Below are 25,525 nucleotides of genomic sequence, written 5' to 3' on the forward strand. Positions count from 1 at the left end.
GACGTCTGGAGTTTTCCCAATGCCCTCGCCTAAATCCTTGCCCGCTGCGCTGCTGGGCCTGGCCCTTGTTTGTCCGGCCATGACCGAGGCTCAGGGCCTGGAGTTGGGACAAGTGCTGATCGGGGCTGAGGACCAGAGCGACGAAGACCAGGGGATCGAGGATGCCAGGGCCCGGCTGGCCCAGGTGCCCGGCGGCACCAACGTGGTCGACATGCGCCGTCCGTTGCAGGGCCGCGTGGCCAGCAACCAGGATGTGCTGGCGTACCAGCCGGGGATCTATGCCCAGTCGGCGGGCAACGAAGGGGTGAAGATCTCGATCCGCGGATCGGGCATCAACCGTGCACCGGGCGCCCATGCCTCGGGGCTGTACACCATGCTCGACGGTCTGCCGCTGACCGGCCCCGGCGGCACGCCCTATGAATTGCTGGAACCGCTGTGGCTCGACCATGTGGAAGTGCTGCGCGGCGCCAACGGTTTCGACCGGGGCGCCCTGGCCCTGGGCGGGGCCATCGATTACGTCAGCCATACCGGCTACGACTCACCGAAGTTACAGGTACGCTACGCAACGGGCAGTCACGGCTATCAGCAGCGTCAGGTCAGCTCCGGACAGGTGCTGGGGGACTTCGATTACTACGTGGCCATGACCGACGCAAACGCCGACGGCTACCAGGACCACACGGCCAGCGAGAGCCAGGGTGTCATCGCCAACTTCGGTTATCGCTTCAACGCCAACCTGGAAACACGCTTCTACCTGCGCCACCGCCAGGCCGACAACGACCTCGCGGGGCGCGTGACCAAGCACTCCATCGAGCATGACCCACGGGCGGCCAACCCGGCCTACGTGGCGCGTGACGACCATCGCGACGAGCCGGGCAGCACCTTTATCGGCAACAAGACCACCTGGTACATCGATGACGATTCGAGCATCCAGACCGGCCTGGTCTACCACGACTATCCCATGGACTTGAGCGAGGGCCCCAACCGCCTGAAGGTGGCGTACACGGACGTCAGCGGCACGTTCGACTACAAACGTCGCGACACGCTCTGGGGTCTGCAAAGCCAAAGCACCCTGGGCCTGCGAGTGACCAGGCACCTGCCCAATGCCGGCGCCAGCGAGTTCGTGCGCATCCCCACCGGCAACACCGCCGGTTACGCACCGGGCACGCTGATTCGCAACTTCACCTATCAGGGCTCGGACACGGTCCTGCATGCCGGCAATGACCTGGAGATCGCCGACGACCTGTGGCTGACCACCGGCCTCGCCGCGATCTACACCCGCCGTGAAAGCGATGTCACCTATCCGCAAAGTGGTGGCAAGACCAGCCTGCACGACTGGGACTACGCCCCGCGCGTGGGCCTGCGCTACCAACTGACACCAGACCTGCAACTGTTCGGCAATCTCAGCCGCTCGGTCGAGGCACCGCACCCATGGTCGCTGGTCTATAGCTCGAACATCCGATTCCCCGCAGGCAGCGGCGTCGCCACAGGTGCCCAGCGCGAACCAATCACGCTGCAAAACCAGACCGCCACCACCCTGGAAATCGGCGGTCGCGGTGACAGCACGCTGGGGCAGTGGAGCCTGGCCTGGTACTACGCCCAGGTGCGCCACGAATTGCTGTCGGTGCTGCCGGACGCCAACGCCACCACGCCCTACGAACTCAACGCCAGCCCCACCGTGCACCAGGGCGTGGAAGCCAGCCTGCTGAGCCCCCTCTGGTCGCCGGACGATGGCGGCCATTTGAGCCTGCGCCAGAGCTATACCTTCAGTGACTTCCACTACCGCGACGATGAGCGCTTCGGCGACAACCGCCTGCCGGGCCTGCCGATGCACTATTACCAGGGCGAACTGCGCTACGACTGGCCACAAGGCTTTTTCGCCGCGGTCAACACGCAATGGGTGTCCAGGGTGGCGGTCGATTACGCCAACAGCTACTACGCCGATCCCTACGCCATATTCGGCGCCACACTGGGCTACAACGCACCCAAGGGCGACTGGCAGACCTGGCTGGACATGCGCAACCTGACCGACAAGCACTATGCCGCCACGGTCACGCCGGGCTACGACGACAAAGGGCTGGACGCGGCACGCTCCACCCCCGGCGAGGGCATGGCGATGTACGTCGGGGTGTCGTGGAGCCTGCTCTGAGGTCGGGTTTACCGCTCGTAAGGCACCTCGAAAAGCACGTTCACGGGGCATTGAAAGGCGCCGCTCACAGCCAACCCGCCATGCCCCGTCGAGAGAATCGATTCACCTGAATTATTTCGCAAATATAGATAGCTACCTAATTACAAGCTCAACTATGATGAGCTAACTCATCCGCAGCAGATTTCACCGTGACCGACACATTGACCCTTGGTTTTGCCCTGCATGACAGCGCCCGGCTGATGCGCAAGCGGTTTGAACAACGCGCGCGGCACGTCGGCCTCACTCGCTCGCAGTGGCAAGTGCTGGCCATGCTGTCGACCCATGAGGGCATCCATCAAAAGGGGCTCGCGGATTTACTGGAACTGGAGTCAATCACCCTCGTGCGTCTGCTGGACAAGATGGCCGAGCGCGGTTTGGTCGAGCGACGTCGTCACCCCACGGATCGACGCCTGTCCCTGCTGTTTTTGACGGAGCAGGCGCATCCGCTGCTGCAACTCATGCGGGACATGGGCCGGGTGACTCGCCAGGAAGCCACGCGCGGATTCTCTGCCGAGGAGGAACAGTTGCTGCTGCAGATGATGAAGCGGATGAGGTCCAACCTGATCGAAGCTTGCAGTCTCCCCGTTGAAGAGCAGGAGCATCGTCATGATTGAGAGACGGCAACTCGTGCGCACCACGCTCTTTGCCCTGCTACCCATCGCGCTGGTGGTCGGCGGCTATCTGTATGTCACGGGCGGGCAGATCATTTCCACCGACAATGCCTACATTCAGGCCGATCATGTCGGCGTCTCCACCGATGTCTCGGGCCTGGTCGCCTCGGTTGATGTCAAGGACAACCAGCGGGTCGTCAAAGGCCAGGTCCTGTTCACCCTCAAGCCCGAGCCCTTTGAGATTGCGTTGGCCAGTGCCAGGGCGCAACTGAGCAATGTGCGCAACCAGATCCTCAATCTCCAGGCCAATTACAAGCAAGCACAGGCAGAAATCGACCAGGCGCAAATCGACCTCGCCTACTATCAGGCCAGCTTCCAGCGCCAGCAAACCCTGCTCAGTGTTTCTGCGGTGTCCAGAACCAACTACGACGATGCCAAGCATGCGCTGGACAGCACCCGGCAAAAAATCACCGTGGCCAGGGCCACCGCGCAAATGGTGCTGGCGCAACTGGGCGGAAATATCGAAACCCCCGTCGAACAACAATCCACCTATCTGATCGCCCAGGCCGCTGTCGACGAAGCCCAGCGCAACCTGGACAACTCGGTGGTCAGGGCTGCGTTTGACGGTGTCGTGACCAACGTTGATTCGCTGCAAGTCGGCTCCTACCTGCAACCACCCCAATCGGGCATCAGCCTGGTGTCGGCCGACCACCTGTGGGTCGCGGCGTCGCCGAAGGAAACCGAACTGACCCACATGAAACCCGGTCAGTCCGTCGATATCAGCGTCGACAGTTACCCCGGCGTCCAGTGGCACGGCACCGTCGACAGCATCAGCCCGGCGTCGGGTTCGAGCTTCTCGTTGCTGCCCGCGCAAAACACCACGGGCAACTGGGTCAAGGTCGTGCAACGGATTCCCGTGCGCATCAGCATCAATGATGCCGGGGAAAAACCGCCGCTGCGCACCGGCATGAGTGTGCAGGCCGAGATCGACACCGGCTCGGCCCGAGGCCTGCCGCACCTGTTCTCGGGGTTGCTGGCGAACAAGGTCGCTGCCCCGGCTCTGGCCCATGAATAACCCGACACCGACCGAACCGGTGGCCCATCGCGGGATGATCACCGCTTGCGTCGTGCTGGCGGTGATCATGCAAGCGCTCGACACCACCATCGCCAACGTCGCCCTGCCCTACATGCAAGGCAGCATCTCGGCCAGTTCGGACCAGATCAACTGGGTGCTGACGTCCTACATCGTCGCCGCGGCAATCATGACCCCGCCGTCAGCCTTTCTGGCCAGGCGCTTCGGGCGCAAACGCGTGCTGCTGTGGGCGATTGTCGGCTTTGTGGTCTCGTCGATCCTTTGCGGCCTGGCGCAGTCGCTGGAAGAAATCATCCTCGCCCGCCTGCTGCAGGGCTTGGCGGGCGCGGCGCTGGTGCCCCTGTCCCAGGGCATTCTGCTGGACATCTACAGCCTCAAGGAGCGCGGCTCCGCCATGGCGCTGTTCGGCGTCTCGGTCATGGTCGGCCCCGTGCTGGGACCAATGCTCGGCGGCTGGCTGACCGAGAGTTTCAGCTGGCGCTGGGTGTTCTTCATCAATTTGCCCATTGGTTTGCTGGCGCTGGCCGGGATCGTCTATTACGTCAGCGAAACCACCACCGACACCTCGACCCGCCTGGACTGGCTCGGCTTCGGCTCGCTGAGCGTGGCGATCATGGCCCTGCAACTGTTTCTGGACCGGGGCGAACAACTGGGCTGGTTCGCTTGCGGTGAAATCCTCGTCGAAGCGATCGTGGCCGCTGTCGCCCTGTACGTGTTCCTGGTCCACACCTTCACCACCGACAATCCCTTTATCAGCCCGAAGCTGTTCAAGGATCGTAACTTTGCGATCAGCGTCGTCTTTATTTTTATCGTCGGCATCACCTACCTGGCCTCACTGGCGCTGATGACCCCTTACCTGCAAACCCTGATGGGCTATCCGGTGCTGACCGCCGGCATGGTGATGGGCCCGCGTGGCCTGGGCACGATGCTGACCATGTTCCTCGCCGGCCGACTGTTGGGCAAAGTCGACACCCGCCTTTTATTGCTGTCGGGCCTGGGCTTGTCGGCGCTGTCGATGGGGCTGATGACCGGCTGGACGCCTGACGTGTCGATGCAGACCGTCATCTGGGTCGGCTTCATCCAGGGCACCAGCCTGGGCATGCTGTTTGTGCCACTGACCACGGTTGCCTTCGCGACCCTGCCCGCCTCCTTGCGCGCCGAAGGCACCGGGCTTTACAGCCTGTCGCGAAATGTCGGTTCCAGCGTGGGGATCTCCATCGTGACCGTGCTGCTCACCCAGAACATCCAGGCCAACCACGAGCAGATCGCTGCCTACGTCACGCCCTTCAACCGGGCCTTCGACACAGGGTCGATCAAGAGTTACCTGGACCCGATGGCCGCCTCCGGCCGCGCCACCCTGGACGCGTTGGTCAACGTGCAAGCCAGCTGGATCGCCTACGTGGATGACTTCAAGCTGCTGATGCTGTTGTCACTGGCGGTCATGCCGTTGTTGCTGATTATCAAGCCCCCAAAAGCCCAGGCACATGAAGAGCCGGCACTGGTCATGGAGTAATCACCGCCGCGTCCTTAAGCCCGCAAATGCAGGAAACGGGACCCACCCGTTTTTTTGCGAAACCTTTGCCCGCACAGCCCGCGAGCTCAACACGCAACCGCGCGCGACGACTAAGCTTTTGTAACGCCACTTCGTCCCTCAAGGAGATATCCATGAGCGCCGCCGCCCTGTCCGAACTCGATGCCGCCCTGCCCGGCCTGACCCGCAAGATCCGCGTGCTGGATGCCCTGTCCTGGCCGGACGGTGTCGAGGAAGACTTCCTGGCCAAATGGCGCGGCGGGCGTGCCGAGTTACCCAAGGTCGAGTTGCAACCCCGCGACCACAGCGCCGACATCGCCGCCCTGGAAACCTTTATCAGCCATTGCGATGTGGGGCATCCGGCCGGGAATTACCTGGCCATGACCGCCCGTAGCTATGCCACGGCCGGACACATGCTGGGGGCCATTGGCACTCCCGCCTTTACCCAATACTCGTCAGCGCTGTACCGGCGTCCAGACTTCTATTACACGCGCTTGCAACTGAGCATGCTCGACGCGGCCCGGTTCTTCCTCAAGACCACCGACGCCCTGCTGGGCGGTGCGCGGATTCCACCCTGCCCGGCCGAGATCCCGGCCAAGGCGTTCGCCGCCTGGATACAACCGGAACTGGACCGTTTCTTCGGCGTCGGGCAAATCACGGTCGTGCTCGATCCGAACCTGGCCGCCAAGGCCATCGCCGGATCGAGCCGCATTCGCCTACGGGCCAGCGCACTGTTCTCGGAGCTGGACAAGCAACAGCTGTTGCAACACGAGGCCTTCGTGCATGTCGCCACGGCACAGAACGGCGCGCGCCAGCCCAACCTCACAAGCCTGGGCCTTGGGGCGCCCCGCACGACCCAGACCCAGGAAGGCATTGCCACCCTGGCCGAACTGTTCACCGGCAGCATGGACATCAACCGCCTGCGTCGCCTGGCCCTGCGCGTGCTCGCCGTCCAGCAGGCGCTGGAGGGTGCCGATTTCATCCAGGTGTTCGAAGGTTTTCTGGCGGCCGGGCAGACAGAAGAGGAATCCTTCCGCTCGACCCAACGGGTGTTCCGCGGCGCCGACCTGCGGGGCGGTTCGGCGTTTACCAAGGATGCCGCCTACCTGACCGGGTTGCTCGGCGTCCACACCCTGCTGCGTATCGCAATCCGCGATAACCGGCCGGAACTGGTCGGACATTTGTTTGCAGGGCGGCTCAGCCTGGGTGACACCATGCGCCTGGCACCCCTGTTCGAATCCGGCTGGCTCAAGGGGCCGGTCTACCTTCCAGCCTGGGCCAGCGACCTGCGTCTGCTGGCCGCCAACCTGGCCTTCTCGGCGTTCATCGCCCAGATCAAGCTGGATGTACTGGACCTGAAGGTGTTCATGGCATTCGCCGAAGAGCACGAAAGCGATGCCAGCGCCCAGTGATCGAGGCGCAATTTTTCAGGCAGCCTTGATCCTTTGAATCAACTGCTACCATTAGAAAGCGGTGTCGAGGCCGGGCTCTGTGGCTTGCAAAGTCGGCTTCACCTGCCAGGGATTGATCCACTCATTTCAAGCCTGCCTGACCCCATGGGGGGTGCAATGCACAATCCATTACTTTACGCGTTGTCGGCCGTACTGTTTTTGAGCGGATCTTCCTGCCTGGCACTGGGTGCGGATGGGACAGCCGCTGCACCGGCGCCGACACCCGCCGCGACCACTGCAGCGCCCGCCGCCCCAGTGACCAAAGATCCGGTGTTTACCCAGGAACAGCTGGATCAGATGCTGGCGCCCATTGCGCTTTACCCGGATCCACTGTTTGCACAGGTACTGATGGCCACCACTTACCCCGGGGAAGTCGGCGAGGCGGTCAGCTGGTCCAAAGCGCACCCGGACGCCAAGGGAGACGAAGCGGTCAAACAGGTGGCGAACCAGCCCTGGGATCCGAGCGTCCAGGCACTGGTCGCCTTCCCGCAGGTTCTGGCAACGCTGGGACAGGATCCCGTCTGGGTCCAACGCCTGGGTGATGCCTTCCTGGCGCAGCCCGACGGTGTCATGGAAAGCGCGCAACGCTTGCGTCGCCAGGCACAGGCAGCCGGCAATCTGCAGAGCAACCAGTATCAGAACGTGACGATCCAGAATGTCGCGGCGCCGGCACCGGCGACCACGACTGCGGCACCGGCTCCAGCCCCTGAATCGGCCCCGGCCAGCAACTCCACCATCATCATTCAGCCTGCCGATCCGCAGGTGGTTTACGTCCCCACGTATAACCCGACAACGACCTACGGCACCTGGCCCTACCCGGCGTCGCCGCCCGCGTACTATCCACCGCCACCAGCCTATTACCCTGGTCAGGCGCTGATGGCCGGACTCGCGTTCGGTGCCGGTGTGGCGATCATTGGATCGTTGTGGGGTGAATGTGATTGGGGCAATAACGACGTCGACATCGACGTCAATCGCTACAACAACATCAACGGCAACAACCGGATCACCAACAACAAATGGCAACACAACCCGGTGCACCGCAATGGCGTGCCCTATCGAGACAGTGCGAGCCGCGCACAGTACGGCCGGCAACTGAACGGTGCCAATCAGCGTGAAGCCTATCGCGGGGACAATGCCCAACGCGCCCAGGCCCGTGAAAATGCCCGCACCTCAATGGACAAGCACGGTATCGAACGACCTGCCACCAGCAACCGCGAAGCCCGTGATCAAACGCGCAAACTCCAGTCCGCAACCGCAGGAGGAGATCGGCTGCAGGCCGGTGCAGACAGGCCCAAGGCGGCTGACAGAAGCCAGGGCACGGCCAGAAACACCCGGGAGAATCAGCAGCCCAGGAGGGAGACCCAGCAGGCCAGGAACCAGAGCGCCCAGTCGAATCAGCGTAGAGAAGGCTCCGCGCAGACGCGGCAAGCGACCAATAAACGGCCCGCCGCCAGTACCGGCAGTGCCCGTAACAATGCGTTCGCCGGCGCACGTTCACCGTCCCAGGCCAACGTCCAGGCCAATCGTGGCCGGGCCAGCCAGGCATCCGCCCAACGCCCCAGTGCCTCGCGATCGGCCGGTCACCAGGTCAGCCGGCCGTCCAATCCACCAGCGCGTCAAAGGGGGGGCCGTCGTTGAAAAACCATCCTCGATTGAAGGGACTCACGGGCTTGCTCCCTCATGTCCTGGTTATAGCTGCCGGCTTGTTGTGGTCGTGCATGGCGACGGCACAGCAGGCCTTTCCAACGCCAGAAAAGGCCGCAGAAGCCTTTGTCGAAGCACTGGGCACCGAACACGCCGACCAGGCACGCCTGACCGAGCTGCTGGGCAGTGACTGGCACAGTTACATCCCCCGCGAAGGCGTGCAGCGCAAAGATGTCGATGCGTTCTTGCAGCAATATCGCGAACAACACCACTTTGAAAACACCAGTGACCGCAAGGCTATCCTGGCGGTCGGCAGTGAGAACTGGACACTGCCTATCCCCCTGACAAAGAGCGAGAACGGTTGGCGCTTCGACTTGAAGGCCGGCAGTGCCGAGATCCGTGCACGTCAGATCGGCCGCAATGAGCTTGCCGCGGTGCAATCGGTGCTGGCCTATCACGACGCCCAGATGGACTATGCGTCGGTGGATCGGGACGATGATGGCGCACTCGAGTATGCGCAGAAAATCTTCAGCACCCCCGGCAAGCACGACGGACTTTATTGGGAGGAAGACGACAGCGGCCAGATCAGCCCGTTGGGGCCTTCGTTCGGCAAAGCCATTGCCGACGAAGAGTGGCATGGTTACCGCTTCCGCATCCTTCATGGCCAGGGTCCTTCGGCACCGGGTGGTGCCTACAGCTACCTCATCGGCGACAAGATGAGCCGGGGCTTTGCACTGATCGCCTGGCCGGCGAAGTACAACGACACCGGCGTGATGAGTTTCATGATCAGTCATGAAGGACAGGTATTCGAGAAAGACCTGGGGCCCGGTGGTGAAAAACTGGCACTGGCGATGAAGCGCTTTGATCCGGATGACAGCTGGAAAGAGGTGGCTGAAGATCAGGAGTAGCAGGCGCGACCTGCTACAAGCCTTCAGAACGGTTGAAAGCAGTTATCTGATCGACAGGACAAATCGGTCTTCATTCCCGGTCTTGTCGTTACAGGAGGGTTGCTCAAGCTTGAATCCGCACCGATCCAGTACTTTTCTGGAGCCCGCGTTTTCCTTGAAGGCATACGCAACCAGTTGCGCAAGCCCCCAGCGCATCCGTGCCTCCTGGATCAGGCGCCTCAGCGCCAGTGTTGCCAGCCCCTGGCCGCACGCGCGCTGATCGATCCGGTAACCCACCTGCGCAGACCCCGTCGAAGAGTCGATGCTTTTCAGATTGGCTCGACCGACGATTCTCTGGCTGGAATCCTCGATGACAAACGGGTGCCAGGCGCCGAGGGCGAAATCGGATAAATAACTTTCGATATGATCGGCGACACCCTGCAACGAGTAAAAAGAAGGGTCGCGCGCATCAATATGGGATTCGAACCATTCACGGTTCTGGATTTCGAAAGCCAGCAACGCTTGAGCGTCAGTCTTTTTCAGCTCGCGTACACTAAATGATTCCATTCATCACCTCTCCTGTGCCTTGTGCCGAACTGGCTCGAGTCTATCTCATACCTGAACAACCTGGCCGAGCCTTCCCCTTCTCATCACTCGTGAAGGCGAGTCAGGCGTTTGTGAGCGGGTCTGTAGAAATGTGCCCTCAGGCTCGATAGCCGAAAAAAAGTCGCAAACCCCACGACGTTTCAGGGCTTGCGACTCTTTGCCGATACGTCCCTCAAGCTCCCGGGACGTTTTCTACGGTATGCCTGCCGTGTTCATTGCCGAACGTGCAGGCTTAGTTCTCTACCTCAACCGTGTCGAAATCCGGTTCGTCCGGGGCGTCCGCCACATCCTCTCTGGCGTCCTTCGCCTCAACTTTGGCGGCCTCTCTGGCTGCCTTCGCCTCGGCTTTGGCGGCGTCCCTCGCGGCATCCGCGGTAGCCCGGGCAGCATCCCTGGCGGCATCTGCGTCGGCCTTGGCCGCGTCCCTCGCTGCATCCGCAGCGGCCCGGGCAGCGTCTCGGGCTGCATCTGCGTCTTCGCCCGCTACGCCAGCAGCTTTTGCGGCATCCCGGGCTGCATCCGCCTCAGCCCTGGCAGCGTCCCGGGCTGCATCTGCAGTTGCTTTTGCCGCATCCCGGGCTGCATCTGCAGTAGCCCTCGCCGCGTCTCTGGCGGCATTGGCATCAGCTCTGGCTGCGTCCCTGGCTGCATCTGCGGCATCGTTGTCATTGTCATTCGCGTTGTCGTTGTCGTGCGCATTGCCTGGGCCTCTGTTCCCGGCAACACCACCATGGTCAGCGTCGCCGCGCCCCGGGCCTCCATGACCGTCACCGTCATGGCCTGCTGCACCATGATCGCCACCCTCTCCATGGTCGCCGCCACCATGACCACCACCGCCGTCGCCACCGTGACCACCGTGACCACCGCCTCCGGAGCCACCACCACCGCCGTGACCACCGCCACCACCGCCGCCATCTTTGGCATACACGCTGGAGAAACTACCGATGTAATCGGGCACCAGGACAGTCGATGCCGACAGGACTCCGCCGATGGCCAGAGCCAACAAACATTTCTTGAGCAGCATGATGCACCTCCGCATGGAGTTGCGTACTCATCTCCGTATCGAACGCAATGTCCAGTGAGTTCCCGGCCGCCCATTGGAGCAGCCGGCCAACCGGCACGGCGATAAATCTGCAGCATTAACGAGCTACTACGGTATCCGCACGATCCCTCAGAGCCAGCTGGCATCGTTACGTGGGAAACAATCCCACATTTTTTTTGGATAAGTGCTTTCAGTCGGAGTTCAAAAAAAAGAGCTTCAGGACTGACGCATGGGTTGAGCAAAAACTTCTACCTGACCCGGTTGAGTACCGCCACTCACCTGATCGGCTGATTTAACGAGTGGTTTTTTTCAATGGAATAAGCCGGTAGCAGACATACGCGTCCAAGGAACCAGAGGTAATTCAAGAACAATTCATGGCGTTGGCTCCCCTGCCCATGCCGACATTGAGCAACTGCTCGTGGCCGATTCTGTTGAAAAAGTCGGTCTGCCCAAACTGCCTGATCATTGACTGGTGAAAACGCTTTTTTTGCATGCTGCTACGTGAAATCCGAGTCCGGATGCCTTTGCCAAAAATAAAGATTTCAATCTCGGACGCGTACTTTTCTGATGCGCAAACCATGGCCGACTTTTTCAACAGAGTCGGCCGATTTCTGCCATTGGCCAAGGTCAACTTCACGCCCTTCGCGACAGTCAGTAGTCGGCCAATTACCGTCACTCGGAATCGACATTCCACCTGGATAGAGAGCTGACCACGAACCTGAAAATCCCCACTCCTACGCGGCTTTCGTGCTGCTCCCTCGTTGGTGATAAAGTCTCGCCAAATCTTAACGAGGGAACGATATGAAATTGTTCGTAGGAGCTTTGGCGGTGGCGATGTTGGCGGGATGTGCTGACTCTGGCCCCATAAAAGTTGGCCCAGACACCTACACGATTTCAACGCGTGTTCCTTTCGGTGGTCCTGCCTCCGCGAAAGGGCAAGCTTTGAAGGAGGCAAACGCGTTTTGTGCGTCCCTGGGAAGGGAAATCCTCCTCGACCATATGCAGGCGAGCGAATGCGCGCTACACGGTGGCTGTGGGGAAGCAGAGATATTTTTCTTTTGCCTAGCCTTGAGTGATCCGCAGCTGAAGCGCCAAAAATACAGCCCCGACCCGACTCAGAAGATCGAAATTGATCAGCGGTAGACAGCTCCTGTAGTAGGCTTGGTTGAGTACCGCGGCAACCTAAGGTTTCGGAAGTCCTGACACGAAAAAGCCCAGACTAGTGCTGGGCTTCGTTGTTTCTAGGGTTGTGCGGCCAGGGTCGTCATCTCTTGCGCGATGCTTCCAGGTAGCGTGAGGAATGACGTCTTTCGATTGCTGCCTGTCGCTACAGGCCGCTTACCGTCTCACTAATCGTCCGAAGGCGGCATTTCACCATCCTCCCTCAATCAGGACAGCAAGCCGCCATCCACATTCAGCGTCACACCCGTGGTGTAGCTGGACGCATCACTGGCCAGATACAACACCGCGCCGGCCAATTCGCTCGGAGCAGCCACGCGCTTGAGTGGGATCTGGGACAGGGCCTGGGTCAGGATTGTGTCGTTTTTCACCAGTGCCGAAGCGAACTTGGTGTCGGTAAGGCCTGGCAACACAGCGTTGCATCGGATGCCAAATTGCGCGCACTCCTTGGCGAAGACTTTGGTCATGTTTATCACGGCAGCCTTGGTCACTGAGTAGATACCCTGGAATGGGCCCGGAGAGATACCGCTGATCGAAGCCACGTTGATGATGCTGCCGCCACCGTTGTCGCGCATCAGCTTGCCGGCTTCAATCGACATAAAGAAGTAACCGCGAATGTTCACGTCGACGGTTTTCTGGAAGGCACCTAATTCGGTGTCCAGCACGTTGCAGAATTGCGGGTTGGTGGCGGCGTTGTTGACCAGGATGTCCAAATGGCCGAACTGCTCGCGAATTTGCGAGAACACGCCGTGAATCTGTTCCATCTCGCCAATATGGCAAGCAATGGCAGCTGCGTTACCGCCATCCGCGATAATCGCGTTGGCAACCACTTGGCAGTCTTCAATCTTGCGGCTCGATACGATCACGTGGGCGCCTTGCTGAGCCAGCAGTTTAGCGATGGCTTCACCGATACCGCGGCTGGCACCGGAAACGAAAGCGACTTTGCCGTCGAGGTCGAACAGTTGAGTCTTGGACATGTTTTCTTCCTTATTTAGGCGCAATCAAAGTCTGGATTTATCGATCACTTTCAGGCTCATTTGCTCCAGCATTTTGTTCATATGAATGAACTGTGCGAAGCGCTTGTCCTGGGTCTGCCCATGGAAAAAGCGGTAGTAGATCTGCTGCACGATTCCAGCCAGGCAGAATAGGCCGTAGGTGTAATAGAAGTCGAAATTGTCGATCTGGATGCCTGACCGTTCGGCGTAGTAGTCGACGAACTCACGCCGGGTCAGCATGCCGGGGGCGTGGCTCGGCTGGCGGCGCATCAATTGCACCGGCGCCGGGTCGCCGGCCTCGATCCAGTAAGCGAGGGTGTTGCCCAAGTCCATCAACGGATCGCCGATAGTGGTCAACTCCCAGTCGAGCACGCCGATGATCTGCATCGGGTTGGTCGGATCGAGGATCACGTTGTCGAAGCGATAGTCGTTGTGCACGATGCTGGAAGTCGGATGGTCGGCCGGCATCTTGTCTTTCAGCCAGACCTTGACCGCGTCCCAGCTCGGGGCATCAGGGGTCAGGGCTTTGTCGTAACGGTCGCACCAACCACTGATCTGCCGCGCGACATAACCTTCGGGCCTACCCAGATCTGCCATTCCACAGGCGGCGTAGTCGACTTTGTGCAGCTCGACGAACTTGTCGATGAAGCTTTTGCACAGGGCTTCGGTCTTCGTAGTGTCGAAGTTCATTTCGCTGGGAAGCTCGGAGCGAAGGATGATGCCGTTGACCCGTTCCATGACATAGAACTCAGCCCCAATCACCGATTCCTCGGTGCAGTGCACATAGGCCTTGGGACAGTAAGGGACGCTTTCACTGAGTTGAGTCAGGATGCGGAATTCGCGCCCCATGTCGTGGGCCGATTTGGCCTTGTGACCAAACGGCGGACGGCGCAGGACGAATTCCTGTTGCGGATATTTGATCAGGTAGGTCAGGTTCGATGCGCCACCCGGAAACTGGCTGATCTCGGGCGAACCGACAAGGCCGGGAATATGGTCTTTGAGGTACGGATCGATGAGGCCGGCGTTAAGTTCTTCGCCAGAGCGAATCTTGGTTGATTGGTCAGTAAGCGCCATGTCTATCACCTGTAATTATTAATAGGTGCATATACTATTGACGAACTTAATGAGAAAAAGGCGAGCTCACAAGGCAGATGCGGCCTTATAAGTGAGCGTAATGTAGGCCTATCCTTTAAAAAATGCTCTTTCTCAACGCCCACGACCAAACCGGCAAAAGGCTTGCCGGTTTGGTCGAGCGCCAGGTTTTAGCTAATGAGGGTGGCACCTGTCGTCAGGACAATTTTTCCAAAGTGCGTGCCGGAATCGATCAGCTCGTGAGCACCGCGAGCGTCGGTAAGCGCAAAGGTTCTGTAGATAACCGGCTTGAACTTGCCGCTCTCGATGTGAGGCCAAACCTGCTGCTCGAGTTCGCTCATGATGGTTGCCTTTTCCGCGGGTGTGCGCGAACGCAAGGTTGAGCCCATATGCGTCAGACGTTTCATCATCATCGGTATGACGTTGAGGTCCTTCGCCGGGCCCTTGATCACACCCACCTGAAGGATCCGGCCGTCCATGGCTGCGACGTCATAGTTTCTCTGCACGTAGTCGCCGGCAATGATGTCGAGGACCACATCGACGCCTTTTCCAGCGGTGAACTCTTTCGTTTCGGTGACAAAATCGGCCTCAAGGTAATTGATCGCAAGGTCCGCACCCAGCGCCAGGCTGGCATCCTGATGCGCCTGCGAGCCGACTGTCGTGATGATTTTCGAAGCGCCAAATGCCTTCGCCAGCATGATCGCCGTGGTACCGATACCTGACGCACCGCCATGGACCAACACCGACTCACCAGCAACCAGTTTGCCGCGCTGGAAAACGTTCAGCCATACCGTCATAAACGTTTCTGGCATTGCCCCCGCTTCCAACAGCGTCAGACCTTTAGGGATATGCATCGTGTTGCAGGCATCCGCGACAGCAAATTCTGCGTAACCACCGCCGGGAATCAACGCACACACCAGTTCACCGATCTGGAAGTTGGAAACGTTGGAGCCAACGGCGACGACCTGACCTGACACTTCCAGACCTGGAATGTCCGTAACGCCAGCGGGTGGATCGTACAGCCCTTTGCGCTGGAACACGTCTGGGCCGTTTACGGCAGCCGCGTGGATGCGGATCAGCACCTGATCGGCGGCTGGCGTCGGCACCGAGCGCGTAGTCGGAACCAGGACCTCAGGACCGCCTGGCTGTTTAATTTCAATGGCCGTCATGTGGGACGGTACGCAATAAGTTGGAACGGACATAGCGATCACTCCTTTAAAAAATGATGCTCGATTGAACCGTGCGGATCATTGAGCGAGGCCCCCAAAGTGAGCGCAGTATAAATATCGACACTGATGCTGGCGTGCAGCATTATTCATGTTGTGAGATGCAAATTTGCTTCAGCAGGAGGGCACGATGAATTGGGATGATGCGAGAGTGTTTCTAGCGGTAGAGCGTGAAAAAACGCTCCGTGGAGCAGGCAGGGCACTCAATCTTGATCAGGCGACAGTCGGCAGGCGGATTGCGGCACTCGAGCACGCTCTACTTGCAACGCTCTTTCTCCGCACGTCTGATGGTTACGCGTTGACCACCGCAGGCGAGGTCGCGCTGAGATCAGCGGAAAAAATGGAGCACTTCGCACACGAACTCGTCAGGCAAACTCAAGGTACGGATGCACGGCTTGCGGGGGACGTACGAGTCACCAGTACCGACTTGATCGCGTTCGAGTTCCTGCTGCCCGCCATCGAACGACTGCATGCCTTGCATCCTGAAGTGCGCGTCCTGCTGGACACTTCGACACGCATGCTAAACCTGGCAAAGCGTGAAGCGGATATCGCGGTCCGTTCAGTCCGGCCGGACAACCCCGATCTTGTCGCGCGACGCATTGCTCGCTGGCCCATGGCGCTCTTTGCATCGAGCGCTTATCTTGAGCGACACGGCAAGCCCGCCGCTGGCTCCGCATTTGCGGGCCACGATCTTGTCCTTTGGGCCGCTAATCGATCACCGACCCTTGCCGGCGAACCGATACACGCGGGGCGCATCGTATCGACCTTCAATTCCAGCCTCATGCTGCTTAATGCGGTAAAGGCCGGCCTCGGTATCGGTGAGCTCCCGATACATCTGGCTGAACACGACGGCCTCGTGCAGATATGGCCAGAACCCGCCCGTGGGGCGGTCTATGAAGTCTGGCTCGTCACGCATCAAGACCTTCGGCATACCGCGCGCATCGCAGCAATGATTGATGGGATCGTCTCTGCGTTCGAAGATCACGCAACTCACACAAAATAGTTGGGCTCACCGGCGCCAGGCATGTTGACCATCATCAGGACACTTTGCCCGGCCACATGAGGCGGAGCCCATGCGAGGTGGCATGGGCTGCCGCTACCGTTACGCTTCGTCCATCACCGTATTAACCAGTTTGCCGATACCTTCGATTGATACCGCAACCACGTCGCCGGGCTTGAGGTAGACCTTGGGGCTCATGCCAAAGCCGACGCCAGCCGGAGTGCCGCTCACGATTACGTCGCCGGCTTCCAAGGTGAGCGCTTCGCTGAGGGTGGAGATGATGGTCGATACATCAAAGATCATGTCCTTGGTATTGACCCACTGAACGAGTTTTCCATTAACGCGGGTTTCCAGCCGCAAGCCCTTGCCGCCGGCGGGCAGTTCGTCGGCCGTGACCAGATCCGGCCCGAATGCACCGGTATCGTCGAAATTCTTGCCTACGGTCCATTGCGGCGATTTGAATTGGTAATCGCGAACCGAGCCGTCATTGAACAACGCATAACCAGCGACGTGATCAAGCGCTTTGTCTTTCGGGATATGGCGGCCCCCGCTCTTCAACACCACGGCCATCTCGCCTTCATAGTCCAATGCATTGGATATTTTCGGACGAATCAGCGGCTTATTGTGTGCCGTCAGGCTGCTGTTTAAACGCGGAAACAGCGTCGGGTAGTCCGGTTCGGCATAGGAGGACTCTTTAATGTGATCTGCGTAGTTCAAACCAAGACAGATGATTTTCCCCGGTTTGCGCATCAAAGGCAGATAATCATGTTCGTCAATTTTGACAATAGGCCCCGATGCGTTTGCGCCGTAAGTGACCAGATTCACGCCACGCTCAAGCAGGGACTCCAGCGTCTCTTCGCCCACCACTTTGACACCCTCGACGGTGCGTACGCCCAGTACGGCGCGACCTTCATGCTTGAAGTAAACATATCGCATAGGTGAACCTCCAATTGTGGTTGATCAGGTTGAAGTAACCACCAGGAAGGGGCGGTTTTCAGGACGAAAAACTGACTCCTGAATGGCTTCAGGGAAACATCGGGCAGTAAAGTAAGAACCTGTAAACTTTAAAGGTATGATGCAAAGAGTTGGACACGACCAAACTACAGAACTGGGTACTGGCCGTCGCGCCCTTGGGCGCATCGCTGAAGGCCCAACTTTTCTGTTATGCAAGCTCCGCATAAGCGCAAGAACTTCGTGTTCCTGAGCGCGGACAATGGCGGCGAGCGCGCTGCCTTGTACTCACTGATCGTCAGCGCCAGGCCATTGAAATACTTCGCCAAATGACAACCCGCAATGGAGCGATCAGTACAGCGGGGAGAGTTTCGACATAAAGTCCATCTCCAGCTCACCTTCATAAGTTTCAGCACCAACCTTCAATGCCTCCGCCACACGCGCTTGCGCCACGTCGTGAGCGACACTCAAATCTGACTCATGGGCTTCAACCAGCAGCCCCTCTGCCAAGGAGCCGAATGCGCCAATATCCACGGCCGCCTTGGTATGAGCGATGGCATGCGCTGGGAATGAGGCAATACGGCGAGCGAGTTCCTCGACAAAAGGTGTCAGCTCCTCCGCCGGCAATGCTCGATTGATAAAGCCGTAACGTTCGGCCTGCTCCGCCGAAAAATCGTTGCAACCCAAAAGCACTTCCAAGGCGCGTCCCCTCCCGACGAGCCGTGGCAATCTTTGCGTACTGCCACCGCCCGGAACAAGACCAACCGCGACCTCTGGCTGGGAGAAAACCGCTTTGCCTTGGGCAGCAAAGCACATGTCCATAGCCAGCGCGATCTCACTCCCTCCCCCCCGAGCCCGTCCTTCGACTTTTGCAATGGTTACCTTAGGCATGTTCCTGAACCGTTCGCCGATCATCTGTGTAAGGCGAAAGCTGCGGGTATGGGACACAGTTTTGGGAGCAGCTCCAACCCTCCCCAATCCAGAGTGAGCTATAAAGAAATCGGGAAGTTCGCTCTGCAGGACCACGACTCGGACGCTCTCATCGACCTCGAGCTCTTTGCCAAGCTTGTCGAACTCCAGCGACAGCACTTCATCAAGAAGATTTATTGGCGGGTGATTGATGCTGACGAATGCGACTCCAGAATCAAACCTGAACTTGAAACATTTGTAATCAGAATATCGCATGATACTGGCTCCATTTTGGTGATCGTTTCGGCAGGGACCATTGCGGCATGATCCAAGTTTTCGTACTCGTGACCTGACGCAGGAAATGCCAACTCGCTAGATTCGAAATCAATGCCAAAAACCGTCCAATGCGAAACTCTCATGGCACCGAAAAAAGTCGATGCGAAAATGGTCTGCGCACTCGTCCAGTGTAAAAAATGGTGGCCGGCTCCTTCGCAGACTGCACCACACCAAAGACGTGAATAAGCGCTGGGTTCAATTACTCATCCACAATAGGGTTTACCAAGCTACCGAGACCTTCCGAAGTTACAACACAAGTGTCACCTGGCTTCATCCAAAGCGGCGGTGTGCGCGCCATACCGATACCGGAGGGGGTACCTGAAACAATCAGGTCCCCGGGGGCCAGTGTCATCACTTCGCTGACAGTTTCAATGAGCGTCGCAACATCAAAAACCATGTCGTTGGTATTACCTTCCTGAACAACCTGCCCATTCAGCAGTGTTTGCAGTTTCAGCCCCTTCACACCGGCAGGCAGTTCATCTGCCGTCACGATGTAAGGACCAAACGAGCCCGTACCGTCGAAGTTCTTGCCCATTGTCCATTGGGGCGTACGCATCTGATAGTCGCGCAGGCTCGCGTCGTTGAACAAAGAGTATCCAAAGACATGTGTTAACGCCGAGGCCTTCGCAATTGCCCGTCCACCTTTACCGATAACGATGACTATCTCCCCCTCGTAGTCGAGCTTTTGGGACACTTTTGGCCGGACGATGGGTTGGCGGTGTCCGATGAGGCTCGATGAGAAGCGCGAGAAAATGGTTGGGTAATCGGGTTGTACCAATCCCGCCTCGTTCGTGTGGTCGCGGTAGTTCAATCCGATACACACGATTTTTCCTGGAGAACTGAGCGGTGGAAGTGGCTCGCAGGTTGCGAAGTCGACAAGCTCCCCTTGCAAAAGCCGTGCGCCAAGCGAAACGACTGCTTCCCCACCTGCAAGTAGAGCGTTACTAAGGTCGCCAAATTCCGGAATGTCAGCGAGAAAGAACCCATGGAATTCTTCTCCTTTTGCCGCAGCAGCGAGCCCGACACGGCCATCTTTGGCAAATCGCATAAATTTCATGTTCTACCCTTCAAATTAAAGTGGGATCAGTTAACAGGGGGAGCGGCGCACTCAGGTTCCACGGGTGCATTGCTCCAGACTGAAGACGAAAGACTCATAGGGTTTCCCCGTAACATGCCGCAACCCCATTTCGCATGTACGGTTTGCCGACACATAGGCGTCAGCTGTCGTCGCATCCACATAGGCATGCTCTTCTCGCGTAGCTGACGCTACCAGCTCTGGATGCAAGAGGCCCCGGTCACCCGCGGTGCCGCAGCAGGTCGCGCCAATCGGAACGACAACTTCCTGCGCCATGTGTTGAGCCACCTGCTTGAGTTGCCCCGACAGATTGAGGTGCAACATCGCGCAGGTAGGATGCAAGATAATGCGCTTCAATGGCGTGCTTACCTTGAGGTTGGGTAGGAGGCTGGCACACCAAGTCACCGAATCGATAATGCTCAGGCGCGAATAGCGCTCGCGCAGCTCAGGGGTAAGATGCTCAGCGATCCCACTCACCAGGCCGTGAGTACAAGATGCCGCGTCGACCACAACTGGCAAGCGACCTTCATCGGTCCACCGCAACAGCGCCTGCGCAATCGAATTTGCCATGAAGTCATGCGCAGCAACGAAGCCCTTTGAACTGAATGGCGTCGCACAGCAGAGTCCACCGATGTCCGGCGGAATCCACAGTTTCTTCCCGCCGCGATGCGAAACCCGTACGAGGGCCTCCTGAATCGATATCGCGTCGCGAGCGGTGTCCGGATCGCGGCCGAACATTCGATTGACACAAGCAGTGAAGTAGACCGCATCAGTGCCTTCGCGGACGGTCTCTGGCATACGGCTTGCGGCCGGCTTCGGCATCGGTCCTGGCACGGTAGGGAGGATATCGGCGCTAACGAATATTCGCGCCGTGTCTGCAATCGCTTTCAATGGCCGCCAACCAAAAGTATTACCCAGAAATTTCGCACCAGTGAGTGCGACGGTGCTAACGCGCTCGACAGCGCTCCATTTTTTGGCAACGGAAAGGGCAACGTTATCTGAGGTCTCGCTCTGTGAACGCCGGCGAAACTCGCGCATCAATTCGCCCGTGTTGATTCCGATGGGACAAGGCACCGAACAAGACCCATCACCGGCGCAGGTTTGAATGGCGTCGTACTGATACTGCTCCTGGAGCCGTCGCAAGATCGGAGAGTTCTCCCTCTGTCGGGCCATTTCCCGGCGCACAACGATACGCTGTCGCGGTGTCATGGAAACGTTTCGGCTCGGGCACACCGGCTCGCAAAAACCGCATTCGATGCACTGACTGGCATTGGAAACGCCTTCAATCGGGGGCAGCGACTTGAAGGACTTCAGATGAATGTCCTGGTCCCGGGAGAGGATGACGTTCGGTGCGAGAACACCCTGCGGATCGGCGAGGTTCTTGACTCGCCACATGATGTTTGTCGCCCGCTCCCCCCATTCGTGGGTGATAAAGGGCGCCATATTTAACCCGGTTCCATGCTCTGCTTTCAGGGAACCGTCGTACTTGCGCACCACGAGGTCGACTAGTTCCTCCATAAACTTTGCATAGGTAGCCCTACCCTCCTCCTCATCAAATCGCGCGATCAGAGTGAAGTGAAGATTGCCATGGGCCGCGTGCCCTGCAACTCCTGGCATAAACCCGTGTTTGCGCAACAGGTCTTGCAGGTCGTGGGTAGCGCGTGCCAGTAGTAGAGGGGGGAAACACACGTCTTCGGTGATAAGCAGGGAACCCAGTGGTCGCTGCTTGCCAATCAGGCCCAGCAGGCCCTCCCTTACATGCCAGGCGAGCTCGATCGCCTCCGCGTGACTTGTAAAGGTTAAATCTCCCAACAGCGTGACCTGGTCAGTCAGGTGCATGACGAGAGCCTGCTTTTCGGCCAGGCGCTCCTCGTCGCAGGCCCCGATCTCGATCAACAGGGCCGCTGCCTCCAAGTCGAGCGATTTCCAGTATTCAGGTGTGCCGGGGAAAGCTGCGGCCGCAGCCCGCAAGGCCGGTGCGATCATTAATTCAACTGCACTGGCCCCGAGCGCTACCAGATCCGGCACGAGCGCAATTGCGTCATTAATAGAAGGAACTGCAATCCATGCGACGCTGGTGACCGCCGCAACTTCAACAGTACTAAATGTCACATCCGAGATGAATCCAAGCGTCCCTTCCGAGCCTATCAGGAGGCGACGGAATATCTCCAGGGGAGAGTGGCCGTCCAGGAAGGCGTCAAGGCGGTAGCCATGGGTATTTCTGATGGAGTATTTCCGACGAATTCGTCCGACAAGTTCGTCATCTGCGAGGATCTCCGCCTGTAGCGCCATCAGCCCATTCGCCAGCTCTGGCTCACTTGCAAGGAAATATTGCTCCGCATCTGGGTCCGACGTGTCGATTTTCGTTCCGGATACCAGCACGAACGTTAGCGCACTAACGGTTTGATAAGCGTTTTGAGCAATGGTGCAGCGCATTCCGCCTGAATTGTTTGAAACCACGCCACCAAGCGTACACGCTGCGGAGCTTGCCGGGTCCGGCCCAATCTTGCGACTGTACGGCGCAAGATGTGCGTTTGCATACGATAGGATGGTTCCAACACCAGCTTTTATGCTGAGCCCCCGCTCACCGATGCCCTTGACTCCGCTGAAAAACTTTCGCACGTCGATGAGGATTTCATCTGACAATGCTTGCCCGTTCAGACTGGTTCCGGCAGCACGAAAAGTGGCGTGTCGACCTGTTTCTGAACAGAACCGAAGGACTTTCGCTACATCGTCCCCATCGTGTGCGACAACTACGACTTGCGGCACGAGCCGATATGGGCTGGCATCTGAGGCATAGCGGACCAGGTCAACCACTCGATGCAATACACGGTCGGGTCCAAGTAGCTGCTCCAGCGCTTGCCTCAATGGCGCAGGCGTTCCATCACACAACTCATCCGGAACCGCATCCGGCGATCCCGCGCCCGGCGGTCTGCCAATTTTCGCTGGGTCTACGGAAAGAAGCTTTTTCATTTTTGAGCTCATAAAAGCTGATATTGGAACAATGTGAGGGATAGCCTTGATGGCCTCTCCGTCAAGCCCGCGATCATTGATTCGAATTAACAGCAAGTATTAGTTTAGCCTTAATTGTTACAATTTATTTCTGTATCAACCCTTGTTCGACGAAGGGCAGGCTTTCATCTGAACGTACAAAAAGCACATACCCATGAGTCTTGATCGGTAAACCTTCTACCTTTGAGATACTGAGACCGGGACGCCTACCTTGATTGCCAGCTCCTTGGCATAGGTCACATTGACCCACCAGCCGAAGGCTGCAGCGGTGAAGAACATGAGGACGCTGTAAATGGCCGCCGGAATGGCCATGGTCGGGTTGTTCAGCAACGTCGGGCTTAACGCCAGGGCGATAGCCAAAGCGCCATTGTGAATACCAACTTCCATGCCGATGGCCACTGCCTGGCGCTGCGGCAACTGGAACAGGCGTGGTATCCAGTAGCCGATGCCGAGGCTGAGCAAATTGAACAGCAATGCAGCCGTACCTACTACAGGCGCGTAGTCCAATACCGTCTGCCAATCCTTGGCCAGGGCGAGCACTACGGTGACGACAAGGAACAGCGCGGAAATGATCTTCATCGGGCGCTCCATGAGCAAGGCAAAGCGTACCGCCAGTTTGCGTACGACCATACCCACCGCGACCGGCACCAAGACGATGGCGAATACCTGCACTACTTTTGCAAATTGCAAAGGAATGGCCTGACCGTCTGCCATGAAATACATCAGCGACCAATTGACGAGCAATGGCATGGTGAGAATCGCGACCACCGAGTTCACTGCCGTCAGGGTGACATTCAGTGCCACATCACCGTGTGCTAAGTGGCTGTAGAGGTTGGCAGATGTACCGCCCGGAGAGGCGGCCAAGAGCATCAGGCCGACGGCCAGTTCCGGTGCCAGACCAAAATACTTAGCAATGAGAAAGCAGAAGTACGGCAGGAGGATTAACTGGCAGACCAGACCGATCAGAACAGGCTTGGGAAACTTCACTACCCGGACAAAATCCGCCGGGGTGAGTGACAACCCCAGTCCGAGCATGATGATGCCCAGGGCAATGGGGAGGAATGTAGTCAGCAAGGGCGATGCCATCATTATTGTTGTACTCGCAGCGAGGCAAGCCCGGCGGTTAACCGGGATGCAAAGGGCCTGGTGGTCTGGCCGGACAAACCGAAGCTTGTACCCGGCCGGTACGTTATTGGTTGTAACCTTTGCGTTGATTGGGCTGCCTAGGAGTCTAATGATGGAGGGGCACGGGCAATATTCTCCCTGCCAGCCAGACTGCTTGCCTTGCCGGACAGATAGATGCCTTTTGAAACATCAATATCATTGGAGGGGCGGTTTTTCGGTGCTCCTGGATGCCGCAAAGATCCCACCTACGTATCTTTATGGCGCTCGCCCGCGGTGCTGAAGCACCATCGGAGGGGACGTGACAGGTCAACCCCTTTGGGCGCTGTTGCACCCGGATCACAGCGGTTGTCTCGAGTGTTGGTGCTGGTGTAAAACGGCTGCGCCTGAATCGAGTAGGAATCTGCAAATGAATCAGCGTACTACTTCCTCCGGTTGGGCTAGCGCCATTGTCCGATCTCTGGAAATGGGCGGTGTCGACTGCCGCAGTCTGTTCGAACGTCTTGGGATGGATTATTCCGCTCTGAGCGATCCCGACGCTCGCTTCCCACAAGATGGCATGACAGGCCTATGGCATCTGGCGGTAGAGGCTTCTGGAAATCCGGTCATTGCCCTGAACCTGGCCCAGGTGGTGCGACCAGCCTCCTTCCATGTGGTCGGCTATGCATTGATGTCCAGCCGCAACTTGCATGAGGGTATTTCTAGTCTGGTCCGCTATCAGCGCATCATTGGTGAGAGTGCAGATCTCAGCTTTCACCCTACGTCGGACGGCTATGAGTTGACCCTGGCAATTCATGGCGATCGCCTGCCTTCTGCCAGGGAAAGTGCAGAGGGTTCGCTAGCCTATATCCTGGCCTTTTGCCGCTGGCTAGCGTGCCGTCCCTTGACTCCTCGTCTTGTCAGCTTTACCGGACGTGCGCCGGCTAATCTGAAGCCATACTGCGAGGTGTTTCAGGCTCCTCTGAAATTCAATGCCGAGCACTATGCATTGTTGTTCGACCGCACCGATCTGGATGCCCCACTACATTCTGCTAACGAGGCCCTGGCGCAACTGCACGAACGCTTTGCTGGTGAGTATCTGGCGCGTTTTTCAGACGGCCAGATCACTCACCAGGTGCGTCATCTGCTCTGTCGTTTGTTGCCTCAAGGTGAGCCCAAACGCGAAGTGGTGGCCCAGACAATGTTTATGTCCGAGCGTACCTTGCAGCGCCGCCTGCAAGCGGAAGGAACCGGTTTTCATCAACTGCTCGATGGTACTCGCCGAGAACTGGCGCGCCAGTACCTGATCCAGCCCGAACTAACCCTGCAGGAAATTTCCTATTTGCTGGGCTTCGCGGCTCCCAGCAATTTCTTCCGCGCCTTCCGCCGTTGGTTCAATACCACTCCTAATGAGTACCGGGCAGGTCTGTAGAGAGTTGAGCGATGCGCTCGTTAAGCGCCTGAGCGGTGGACAGGATTTCGCCAATCGAGTCAGGTACCTCCTTCCCTTCGCCCTCCCGGCAGCGATTCAGTGCAGCCAATGCTATCGAGCGGGCGAAGGCCCCCGCTGCAACCTCGTGTAGTCAGGGCCCGGCACCC

Annotated in this window: 21 protein-coding genes; 10 read left to right on the plus strand and 11 right to left on the minus strand. The window is 58.5% G+C overall.

The features are described 5' to 3' along the window. Positions 1-19: 19 nt before the first annotated feature. The 7 genes from AC3ITY_RS19760 (at position 20) to AC3ITY_RS19790 (ending at position 9,423) form a co-directional block, all read left to right on the plus strand. Positions 20-2,146 (plus strand): TonB-dependent receptor family protein, encoded by a 2,127-nt coding sequence (locus tag AC3ITY_RS19760; RefSeq protein WP_489304479.1) that lies wholly within the window; start codon positions 20-22, stop codon positions 2,144-2,146. A 188-nt stretch (positions 2,147-2,334) separates the two neighbouring features. Beyond that, positions 2,335-2,799, plus strand: a complete 465-nt coding sequence (locus AC3ITY_RS19765) for a MarR family winged helix-turn-helix transcriptional regulator (RefSeq protein WP_223455509.1) — start codon at positions 2,335-2,337, stop codon at positions 2,797-2,799. Then, the gene (locus AC3ITY_RS19770; RefSeq protein WP_489304480.1) at positions 2,792-3,871 is read left to right on the plus strand and encodes an HlyD family secretion protein; all 1,080 of its coding nucleotides are present in this window, start codon (positions 2,792-2,794) and stop codon (positions 3,869-3,871) included. Before AC3ITY_RS19765 ends, AC3ITY_RS19770 begins: the two co-directional genes overlap by 8 nt. Further along, positions 3,864-5,402: a DHA2 family efflux MFS transporter permease subunit gene (locus tag AC3ITY_RS19775; RefSeq protein WP_489304481.1), complete on the plus strand. Its 1,539-nt coding sequence runs from the start codon at positions 3,864-3,866 to the stop codon at positions 5,400-5,402. Before AC3ITY_RS19770 ends, AC3ITY_RS19775 begins: the two co-directional genes overlap by 8 nt. A gap of 152 nt (positions 5,403-5,554) precedes the next feature. Next, positions 5,555-6,832, plus strand: coding sequence for a peptidase MATCAP family protein (locus AC3ITY_RS19780; RefSeq protein WP_489304482.1), 1,278 nt, complete (start codon positions 5,555-5,557; stop codon positions 6,830-6,832). Between the two features lie 156 nt (positions 6,833-6,988). Further along, a complete protein-coding gene (locus tag AC3ITY_RS19785; RefSeq protein WP_489304483.1) occupies positions 6,989-8,509 on the plus strand; it encodes a DUF3300 domain-containing protein in 1,521 nt (506 codons plus the stop codon). A gap of 80 nt (positions 8,510-8,589) precedes the next feature. Then, positions 8,590-9,423, plus strand: coding sequence for a DUF2950 domain-containing protein (locus tag AC3ITY_RS19790; RefSeq protein ID WP_489304484.1), 834 nt, complete (start codon positions 8,590-8,592; stop codon positions 9,421-9,423). A gap of 42 nt (positions 9,424-9,465) precedes the next feature. On the opposite strand, the gene AC3ITY_RS19795 is transcribed toward AC3ITY_RS19790, so the two are convergent. The 3 genes from AC3ITY_RS19795 to AC3ITY_RS19805 form a co-directional block, all read right to left on the minus strand. After that, the gene (locus AC3ITY_RS19795; protein WP_489304485.1) at positions 9,466-9,969 is read right to left on the minus strand and encodes a GNAT family N-acetyltransferase; all 504 of its coding nucleotides are present in this window, start codon (positions 9,967-9,969) and stop codon (positions 9,466-9,468) included. 271 nt (positions 9,970-10,240) lie between these two features. Beyond that, on the minus strand, positions 10,241-11,032 hold the full coding sequence (locus AC3ITY_RS19800) for a hypothetical protein (protein ID WP_489304486.1): 792 nt from the start codon (positions 11,030-11,032) through the stop codon (positions 10,241-10,243). Between the two features lie 379 nt (positions 11,033-11,411). After that, positions 11,412-11,687 carry a hypothetical protein gene (locus tag AC3ITY_RS19805; RefSeq protein WP_489304487.1) on the minus strand — a complete coding sequence of 92 codons (276 nt, stop codon included), beginning with the start codon at positions 11,685-11,687 and terminating at the stop codon, positions 11,412-11,414. Positions 11,688-11,851: 164 nt separating this feature from the next. Between AC3ITY_RS19805 and AC3ITY_RS19810 the strand changes: the two genes are divergently transcribed. Continuing rightward, complete coding sequence (locus AC3ITY_RS19810; RefSeq protein ID WP_489304488.1) at positions 11,852-12,193, plus strand: hypothetical protein; 342 nt, start codon at positions 11,852-11,854, stop codon at positions 12,191-12,193. Between the two features lie 245 nt (positions 12,194-12,438). Here AC3ITY_RS19810 and AC3ITY_RS19815 read toward each other — a convergent pair whose 3' ends face one another. The 3 genes from AC3ITY_RS19815 to AC3ITY_RS19825 form a co-directional block, all read right to left on the minus strand. Beyond that, positions 12,439-13,206, minus strand: a complete 768-nt coding sequence (locus AC3ITY_RS19815) for an SDR family oxidoreductase (RefSeq protein ID WP_489304489.1) — start codon at positions 13,204-13,206, stop codon at positions 12,439-12,441. A 24-nt stretch (positions 13,207-13,230) separates the two neighbouring features. Continuing rightward, on the minus strand, positions 13,231-14,298 hold the full coding sequence (locus tag AC3ITY_RS19820; protein WP_489304490.1) for a phosphotransferase family protein: 1,068 nt from the start codon (positions 14,296-14,298) through the stop codon (positions 13,231-13,233). Between the two features lie 188 nt (positions 14,299-14,486). After that, a complete protein-coding gene (locus tag AC3ITY_RS19825; RefSeq protein WP_489310949.1) occupies positions 14,487-15,485 on the minus strand; it encodes an NAD(P)H-quinone oxidoreductase in 999 nt (332 codons plus the stop codon). 187 nt (positions 15,486-15,672) lie between these two features. On the opposite strand from AC3ITY_RS19825, the gene AC3ITY_RS19830 reads away from it, so the two are divergent. Then, the gene (locus AC3ITY_RS19830) at positions 15,673-16,545 is read left to right on the plus strand and encodes a LysR family transcriptional regulator (RefSeq protein ID WP_489304491.1); all 873 of its coding nucleotides are present in this window, start codon (positions 15,673-15,675) and stop codon (positions 16,543-16,545) included. 99 nt (positions 16,546-16,644) lie between these two features. Here the strand turns inward: AC3ITY_RS19830 and AC3ITY_RS19835 are convergent, their stop codons facing one another. From AC3ITY_RS19835 to AC3ITY_RS19855, 5 genes are all read right to left on the minus strand, one after another. Then, complete coding sequence (locus AC3ITY_RS19835; protein WP_489304492.1) at positions 16,645-17,478, minus strand: fumarylacetoacetate hydrolase family protein; 834 nt, start codon at positions 17,476-17,478, stop codon at positions 16,645-16,647. A gap of 366 nt (positions 17,479-17,844) precedes the next feature. Continuing rightward, entirely contained in the window at positions 17,845-18,678 is an 834-nt protein-coding gene (locus AC3ITY_RS19840; protein ID WP_489304493.1) for an enoyl-CoA hydratase/isomerase family protein, read from the minus strand. Positions 18,679-18,937: 259 nt separating this feature from the next. Next, complete coding sequence (locus AC3ITY_RS19845) at positions 18,938-19,795, minus strand: fumarylacetoacetate hydrolase family protein (protein WP_489304494.1); 858 nt, start codon at positions 19,793-19,795, stop codon at positions 18,938-18,940. Between the two features lie 51 nt (positions 19,796-19,846). Continuing rightward, positions 19,847-22,786: an FAD-binding and (Fe-S)-binding domain-containing protein gene (locus AC3ITY_RS19850; protein ID WP_489304495.1), complete on the minus strand. Its 2,940-nt coding sequence runs from the start codon at positions 22,784-22,786 to the stop codon at positions 19,847-19,849. Positions 22,787-23,002: 216 nt separating this feature from the next. After that, positions 23,003-23,914 (minus strand): bile acid:sodium symporter family protein, encoded by a 912-nt coding sequence (locus AC3ITY_RS19855; protein ID WP_489304496.1) that lies wholly within the window; start codon positions 23,912-23,914, stop codon positions 23,003-23,005. Positions 23,915-24,356: 442 nt separating this feature from the next. Between AC3ITY_RS19855 and AC3ITY_RS19860 the strand changes: the two genes are divergently transcribed. Continuing rightward, the gene (locus AC3ITY_RS19860) at positions 24,357-25,358 is read left to right on the plus strand and encodes an AraC family transcriptional regulator (RefSeq protein WP_489304497.1); all 1,002 of its coding nucleotides are present in this window, start codon (positions 24,357-24,359) and stop codon (positions 25,356-25,358) included. The last annotated feature ends 167 nt before the right edge of the window (positions 25,359-25,525 follow it).

The sequence above is a fragment of the Pseudomonas sp. GL_091 genome (genome assembly GCF_057837725.1).